The sequence below is a fragment of the Roseitalea sp. genome, assembly GCF_984466335.1.
Genome location: NZ_CFIFWG010000156.1, coordinates 1 through 7430, shown reverse-complemented (window position 1 = coordinate 7430; position 7430 = coordinate 1). Strand labels below are relative to the sequence as shown.

The 7430-nt window shown below is 62.7% G+C and carries 8 protein-coding genes; 5 read left to right on the top strand and 3 right to left on the bottom strand.

What is annotated here, in order from left to right:
* The 3 genes from AC5E6L_RS12775 to AC5E6L_RS12765 all read right to left on the bottom strand — a co-directional run.
* A partial coding sequence (locus AC5E6L_RS12775; RefSeq protein ID WP_491773758.1) for a GntR family transcriptional regulator occupies positions 1-463 on the bottom strand: 463 nt, incomplete at its 3' end.
* Positions 464-539: 76 nt separating this feature from the next.
* Positions 540-1610 (bottom strand): Gfo/Idh/MocA family protein, encoded by a 1071-nt coding sequence (locus AC5E6L_RS12770; RefSeq protein ID WP_491773756.1) that lies wholly within the window; start codon positions 1608-1610, stop codon positions 540-542.
* Between the two features lie 4 nt (positions 1611-1614).
* Positions 1615-2778, bottom strand: coding sequence for an isocitrate/isopropylmalate dehydrogenase family protein (locus AC5E6L_RS12765; protein ID WP_491773754.1), 1164 nt, complete (start codon positions 2776-2778; stop codon positions 1615-1617).
* A 132-nt stretch (positions 2779-2910) separates the two neighbouring features.
* Here AC5E6L_RS12765 and AC5E6L_RS12760 point away from each other — a divergent pair, with 132 nt between their 5' ends.
* The 5 genes from AC5E6L_RS12760 to AC5E6L_RS12740 all read left to right on the top strand — a co-directional run.
* The gene (locus AC5E6L_RS12760; protein ID WP_491773752.1) at positions 2911-3918 is read left to right on the top strand and encodes a tripartite tricarboxylate transporter substrate-binding protein; all 1008 of its coding nucleotides are present in this window, start codon (positions 2911-2913) and stop codon (positions 3916-3918) included.
* A gap of 60 nt (positions 3919-3978) precedes the next feature.
* Positions 3979-4755 carry a tripartite tricarboxylate transporter TctB family protein gene (locus AC5E6L_RS12755; RefSeq protein ID WP_491773750.1) on the top strand — a complete coding sequence of 259 codons (777 nt, stop codon included), beginning with the start codon at positions 3979-3981 and terminating at the stop codon, positions 4753-4755.
* A gap of 2 nt (positions 4756-4757) precedes the next feature.
* Positions 4758-6305, top strand: a complete 1548-nt coding sequence (locus AC5E6L_RS12750) for a tripartite tricarboxylate transporter permease (RefSeq protein ID WP_491229337.1) — start codon at positions 4758-4760, stop codon at positions 6303-6305.
* Position 6306: 1 nt separating this feature from the next.
* Positions 6307-6594 carry a putative quinol monooxygenase gene (locus AC5E6L_RS12745; RefSeq protein WP_491229336.1) on the top strand — a complete coding sequence of 96 codons (288 nt, stop codon included), beginning with the start codon at positions 6307-6309 and terminating at the stop codon, positions 6592-6594.
* A partial coding sequence (locus AC5E6L_RS12740) for an aldo/keto reductase (RefSeq protein ID WP_491773747.1) occupies positions 6591-7430 on the top strand: 840 nt, incomplete at its 3' end. The genes AC5E6L_RS12745 and AC5E6L_RS12740, both read left to right, overlap by 4 nt.

Sequence of the window (7430 nt, the reverse complement as noted above, 5' to 3'; positions counted from 1 at the left end):
GCGTGAGCATGCGCGCCCGGTGGGCCTGGTCGAAATAGGTGGCAACGATGGTTTGCAGGCGGCGGTTGCCCGCCAGGTCGACGAGCTTGCGATGGAAGCGATCATCAGCGGCCGCCCAGCGCTGGCGGTCGTCGACATCGAGCGCGTCATCCATCTCTGTGATGTAGCCACGCAATTCGGCCAGATCCTCAGGCGGACAACCGCGGTAAGCCACATCGTGCGCGGCCAGCGATTCCAACTCGGTCAGGATGGCATAGATCTCTTCCATGTCGGCCGCCGCGATCGGCACGATGCGGATGCCCCGGCGCGGGCGGAGCTCCACCAGCCCTTGGCCCTCAAGGATGATTGCCGCCTCGCGGACGGGTGTGCGCGACATGCCAAGCATCTGCGCCAGTTCGGATTCCAGATGGTTGGAGCCTGGCGGCAGTTTGTTGGTGATGATCATGTCGCGCAGTTCGGCCACCGCGCGCTGCGTGTTTGAAGGCGCCTTGGCGGCCTCGGTCTTTGCAGCCTTCAAGGCGGCCGTTTGGTTCATCGCTTCACCTGGTCAAGTCCACCACGCGCCCACCGGCGGACGCCTGGTACACGGCTTCCTCGATCTCCATGTTGCGCAAATATGCGTCCGCGCGATTTTCCAGCGGCGCACCGGTCAGGGCATGGTCGCTGACATGGCGTTGTAGCGCATAGACGCAATCGCCACCAAATCCGGCCTGAGGATAATCTCCTGGCAAAACCCTTAAAGCCTTCTCGCCCAATGCGCGCAGATGCAGGCGGCCATTGCCGTCGAGCGCGATCTGCGCCTTCGATCCTTCGACCAGGCATTCACCCATGGTCAGGCGCGGATTGTCGGCGGCATGGTCAGCCAGCCGGTTGCCATCGAACAGTGCCCTGCGTCCATCGGCGTAGCGGTAAAGGATGAAACCTGCATCTTCGCCGGCGATCGCCGGATTGAGCCGGCGCAGATCGGCAAAGATTGATTGCGGTTCGCCCAGCAGAAACCGAAACGTGTCGATGAAATGGACCGCGGTTTCGTGGACCAGGAAGCGATCCATGGCCTGGAAATAGGGCTGGCGCGTCAGATAGGCGTCCGGGCCCTGACCGTCACCGGGCCGCAGGCGGAAGGTGATCTGGTAGAGATCACCAACTTCCCCGCTATCGATGGCCGCCTTGATCCGCCGGTACCAGGGCTGGAAGCGAAAGTTCTCATGCACGACGATCGTTGCGCCGGCGTCCTGCGCCATCCGCACGGCCGCGCGGGCTGTTTCCAGATCGCCGCAGAACGGCTTCTGGCAGACGATCACGCGCGCTCCCGCCTCAATACCAAGACCGATCAGCTCAAGGTGCGCGGCAGGCGGGGCGGCGATGTCGAAGATGTCCGGCCGGACCGTGCCGAGCATCGCGCCCGCGTCCTCAAAGATGGATAGGGCCTGTGCGCCGCCGGCCACGTCTTCGGCGAGCCGGGTGGCGCGCGCGGTGTCGGGATCGGCGATGGCTGCCAATTCGACGTCGGGATTGCGCAGCCAGCCATCGATGTGGAACCGTGCGAAGTAGCCGGCCCCGGCAAGGGCAACCCGCAATGGCGGCTTGATCACACCGGAACTCACGGCCATACGCTCATCGCTCCGCCCGCATTATATATGCCCCCATCACCGCCTCGCTGACGGCCCTTGTCGTGGCGGCGCCGCCCAGATCGGGTGTCAGAACCTGCCGCCTGTCGACGACATCCAGAACCGCGCCGCGCAGGCGCTGGCCGGCATCGGACATGACGGCCACATCGCGCTCCTTGCCGATCCATTCCAGCATCATCGCCGCCGAAAGGATCATCGCCATGGGATTTGCCATGCCCTGGCCGGCAATGTCGGGCGCGCTGCCGTGGCAGGGCTGAAATACCGCATGATGTTCGCCGATGTCGGCCGAGGGCGCCAGGCCGAGGCTGCCCATCAATCCGGCACCAAGGTCCGACAGGATGTCGCCGAACATGTTCTCGGTGACCATCACGTCGAACATGTGTGGCTTTTGCACCATCCAAAGGGCGGCCGCGTCGACATAGGCCGTGCGAGCCTCAAGATCGCCGAAATGGGCCGCCCGTTCGAAGAAGACCTTCCGGAAAAAGGCAAACGCCTGGAAAACATTGGCTTTGTCAATGCAGTGCACCACGCCCCTGCCGGCGCCGCTGGCGCGACGGTCGCGGGCAAGGCGAAAGGCAAAGTCGAACAGCTTTTCCGATACGGCGCGCGTGATGACCATGGTTTCGCGCGCTTCGCGGTCGCCATCGACAATCCCGCGCCCGCGCGAAGCGAACAGGCCCTCGGTCGATTCGCGTACGATCACGAAATCGATGTCTCTATCCTTGGCGGCCCGGACCGGCGCGTTTTTGCCCTTGCGGAGGAACACCGGTCGAACCCCGGCAAAAAGGCCCAGTTCGTTGCGCAAATCGATCTGCGGTGAGATTTCCGTTCCGTCCGCATAGCGGATGTCGGGCAGCCCCATCGCCGCCAAAAGAATTGCATCGGCAGATCTTGCAACCTCAAGCGAGGGCGCGGGCAGGGCTTCGCCATGGTCGCGAAAATGGGCGGCGCCCGCTTGCACAACGTCAAAGACCAGCGAGAAATCTTCGGTCCGCGCAATTGCCTCAAGCAGTTCCAGCGTTGGCCGCATGATCTCAGGGCCAATGCCGTCGCCTTCGAAAACGGCGACGGTAAAGCGCGCGTCTGCCTTGTCGCTTTCAGCGCGCGCGCCATGGCCGCGTGCGTCGGGCATCTGCCTCACATGGGTCATCGCGTCGGTCTCTCCCTTGGTGAAGACACATATCGGCAAACAACGCCGTTGACAATCCATATTTTAACGCATACGTCATTTTCATCATTAACCGGTCGCCCATGCTGCGGCCTGTCTGTGGGAGGAACCAAGATGCAGCATTTACTGACGAAACTGGCCCCGCTGGCCGTTGGTACGGCGATGATCGCTGCTCCAGCGGCGGCGCAGGAGTTTCCGTTTCGCGATATAACCACCGTGGTCGTCTGGGGTGCGGGCGGCGGCACCGATTCCATCAACCGGATGATCATGGCCGAGATGGAGAAGGAACTGCCCGTTTCGATCACCGTGACCAATGTCACCGGCGGCGTCGCCGGGTCCAACGGCATGACCCATGTGATCAATCAACCGGCCGACGGCTACACCATGGCGGGCATATCGGAATCCAACGTGACCGCATCGGTCCAGGGTGGCTGGGGTCGCACATTTGACGCGTGGTATCCGTTCATCGTCGGCGGTTCGCCGCTTGTGATCTCCGTCACTGCGCAAAGTGAATTTGAGGGGCTTGAGGCTCTTGTCGAGGCCGCCAAAGCCGATGCCGGCATGATACCGGCGGCCGCATCCGGTGCAGGTTCGATCCACCATCTGAACCTTCTTGCGCTTGAAAACGGCACCGGGGCCAAGTTTCGCTTCATCCCCTACTCTGGCTCCGGCCCTTCGCAGGAAGCGGCAATTGCCGGTGAAGTCGAGGTGATCGTCACGTCACTGGCCGAACAGGCGCCGCTCATCGAAGGCGGTCGGCTTCGGCCGCTGGGCATGCTGACGGCTGAACCCGGCGAGGTCGCCGGAACGGTCATACCGTCGGCTTTCGATACATTCCCCGAATTGTCCCAATATTTGCCGTTGCAGCAGGCCATCGGCTTTGCGCTGCCTGCGGACGCGCCTGATGCGGCAAAGGCCGCGGTCACCGAAGCGTTTGCAGCGGCGATGCAAGCCGAAACCGTCAAGGAATGGGCGGCCAGCAATCACTACACGCTGTCGGGCCTGACCGGCGATGGGGCCAGTGCGGTTTTTGCGAATCTGGAAAGCAATTTTGCCTGGACATTGCATGATCTGGGCGCGGCAAGCATCGATCCGGCCTCGCTTGACATTGGCCGGCCATAAACGCTGATCTGGATTGCCCCGCCTTCTTGCGCGGGGCAAAACAGCGTCCGGGAGGAGACCATGGACGACCGCAGGTCATTGCGGCGGCAGGATTTCTGGAATGCGCTCATCCTGATCGCCGCAAGCGTGTTCTTCCTTTGGGAAACATCGAAGATTCCGTTCTTCCGGGCCAATGCGGCCGGCGTGGAATCCGGTCAGTGGTACAATTCCGCCGCCCTCGTGCCTTACGGCATCTTCACAGCCATACTTGTGCTTTCGATTGCGCTTTTGGTGGTCGCCGTCCGTCAGGGCGGCGCGCCCGACAGGACGAGCTGGCCTGCCGTCCGGGCATGGCTGACCAGTGATGGCGGCGCGCGCATGGTGGCCGTCGCGCTGATCATGCTGGCCTATATCTTTGCGCTCGTGCCCCGTGTCGATTTCTCTATCGCCAGTGCGCTGGTGCTGCTGGCCCTGATCTACGGTTTTCATACAAGGCGCCGTGCTCCGACCGTCATCGCGCTCGTCGCCATTATGGTGCCGGCGGCCTATGCGTTCATGGTCAACTTCCCCCAGGCGCGCTGGAACGTGCCCCATGACGATGACTGGCTGACGCTGGCCGCCTTTGCCATCCTGCTTGCGGCGATGATCGTCGAGACCCGGATCGCCGGCCAGCGCATTGACGCTTTTCTGAAGGCCGCGCCCATCATCGCGATCATTGTGCCGCTGTTTGTGGTGGTGGTCATGGCCTTCGGCTTCCGCCAGAACGTGCCCAACCGGACGGGGCTGGTGTTCAAACAGATCGAGTACCACTATTTTGTCAATGTCCGGCCCTTCCTGTCCGGACAGAACCGGCCATAAAGGTGGTCGATTTCCTGCTCCAGCAATTTGGTTCCTTCCTCGTCGTCCTGGGCGAGCTCGCCACCGATCCGCGCACCTATCTCTACCTTGTCTGCTCGGTGTCATTGGGTATTGTTTTCGGGGCGCTTCCCGGCCTGACCGCGACGCTGGCGGTTACCATCCTGACCGGCTTCTTCGGCAACAAATTCCCTGTCGACCAGGCGATGATCGCACTGATCGGCGCCTATGTCGGCGCCATCTATGGCGGGTCATACCCATCGATCCTGCTCAACATTCCCGGCACCGCGGCCTCGGCGGCCACCGCAATGGACGGGCATCCGCTGGCCAAACAGGGCCGCGGCGGCGAGGCGCTGGGCCTGACAACCACCGCTTCGCTGATCGGGACGTTGATCGGCACATTTTGTCTTTTGATGTTCGTCTGGGCTCTGATGGCGCTGTCGACCCAGATCGCCTCGCCCGAAAAGGCGCTGCTGGCGCTGTTTGGCATCCTGATCTCCGGCACGCTGATGAGTTCGGATCTGGTCATCAAAGGGTGGCTGGCGGGGCTCATCGGGCTTGCCATGGCTATGGTCGGGCTCGACCCGATCATGTCCGAACAGCGCTACGTCTTCGGCTGGTCATATCTTTTGAGCGGCTTTCAGGTGGTGCCGGTGCTGATGGGCTGCTTTGCCATTCCTCAGATCATGTACGGGCTGCGTTCGGGCCCGTTTGCGGGAACGCCCGTGCAGGTCGGCCGCATCGTGCCCAGTTTTGCCCGCCTGCGCCGCTACATGCCGACCATCTCGCGCTCGGGCGTGGTCGGCGTCGGTATCGGCTCATTGCCCGGTGTCGGCGAGGACGTTGCCGGCTGGGTGTCATACGGCATCGGCAAGAGCGCCTCCAAGGAACCCGAAAAGTTCGGCAAGGGCTCCATGGAGGGTTTGCTGTCCTCGGAGACGGCCAACAATGCCTGCATCGGTGGCGCATTGATCCCGCTGCTCGTTCTGGGGATCCCGGGTTCGCCACCGGCGGCTGCTCTTCTGGGCGCTCTGATGATCAACAATGTCACGCCCGGCCCGATGATCGACCCGATGTTCATCATTCGCATTGTCGCCATCCTGGTCATGGCATCGGCCACCATGTTTCTTTTGGGGCTCTTTCTGGCCCGCATCTTCATCCAGGTGCTGCGCCTGCCGCAGACGGTTTTTCTGCCGGTCGTGCTGGTGCTGACAACGCTCGGCTCGTTCTCGGTCGGCGGCGGCATCAACGATCTGTTCCTGATGATCGTCGTGGGCTTGGTTTCCTACGCGCTGATCCAGATGCGGTATCCGATCGCGCCGCTGGTGATCGGTGTGATTCTTGGCGGCTTGTTTGATGAGACCTTCCGCCGCTCGCTGCTGATTTCCGACGGCGATCCATCGACCTTTGTGCTGCGGCCTGGAGCGGCGATCTTGCTGACGATGAACGTGCTGCTGATCCTGTCGCAGATTCCGCCGATCAAGCGCGCCGTTGCGCGTCTTTTCGCGCGGCTGTTCAGGATCTCCGCAACCCCTTCAACACCGGAAAACTGAGATGATTTGCGTTACTGTGCTGTTTGAAACCGCTCCAGCCGATCACGACCGCTTTGCCCTGCGCGTCAGCCGCCAAGCCCGCGATTCCCTGAGCAAGGAAGAAAGCTGCCGCCAGTTCGATGTGTGGGCTTCGCCCGAACGGCCCGGCCAGTTCCACCTTTACGAAATCTATGACGACCGTGCCGCCTTCGACGCCCATCTGACCTCAAGCCACTTTGCCGATTTTGACCGTGAGACGGCCCCGATGGTGATCGACAAGACGGTCACCATCTGGGAAAGCAAACAATGACGGCGATCGAAACGCGCGCGCTCGGCGCCCAAGGCGCCCAGATTTCCCGGTTGGCCCTTGGCACCATGATGTTCGGCGACCGGACCGGCGAGGACGAGGCTGCCCGCATCATGGAGACCTATGGCGCTGCCGGCGGTAATTTCATCGACACCGCCGACGCCTACGCCGCAGGCGCTTCCGAGCGGATGGTCGGCCGTTTGGTCGCACAGTGGCGCGACCGGCCCTTCATCGCCACCAAGGGCGGCAACAAGGCGCCCGGGATCGACGATGAGGGCGGCATCGGGCCTGAGCGCATCATGCGTGCGGCGCGGCTATCGCGTGAGCGGTTGGGCATTGAGCAGATCGATCTTTATTACCTGCACCGCGACGATGAAGTCACTCCGCTCGACGAAACCATCGGCGCACTGGGCGCCCTGATGAACGAAGGCGCGATCGCCCATTGGGGCTTTTCCAACTTCAGGCCCTGGAAGATCGCCGAGATGGTGCGTGTCGCCGACCGCCTGGGCGTCGCCCGTCCGGTCGCCGCCCAGCCCTATTATCATCTGCTCAACCGAACCGCTGAACCCGATTTGATCCCCGCTTGCCGGCATTTGGGCATCGGCGTCGTCTGCTATTCGCCGCTGGCGCGCGGAGTGCTCACCGGTAAATATGGGCAGGGCGCGCCGGAAGAATCACGGGCGGCGCGCGGCGACCGGCGGATGCTGGAAACCGAGTTCCAGCCCGAAACCATCGCCCGAGCCGCAAAGCTGACCGAATATGCCCGCAGTTCCGGCCGCGATCCGGCCGCGCTTGCGATCGGTTGGGTGCTGGCCAACCAAGCGGTAACCAGCGTTCTG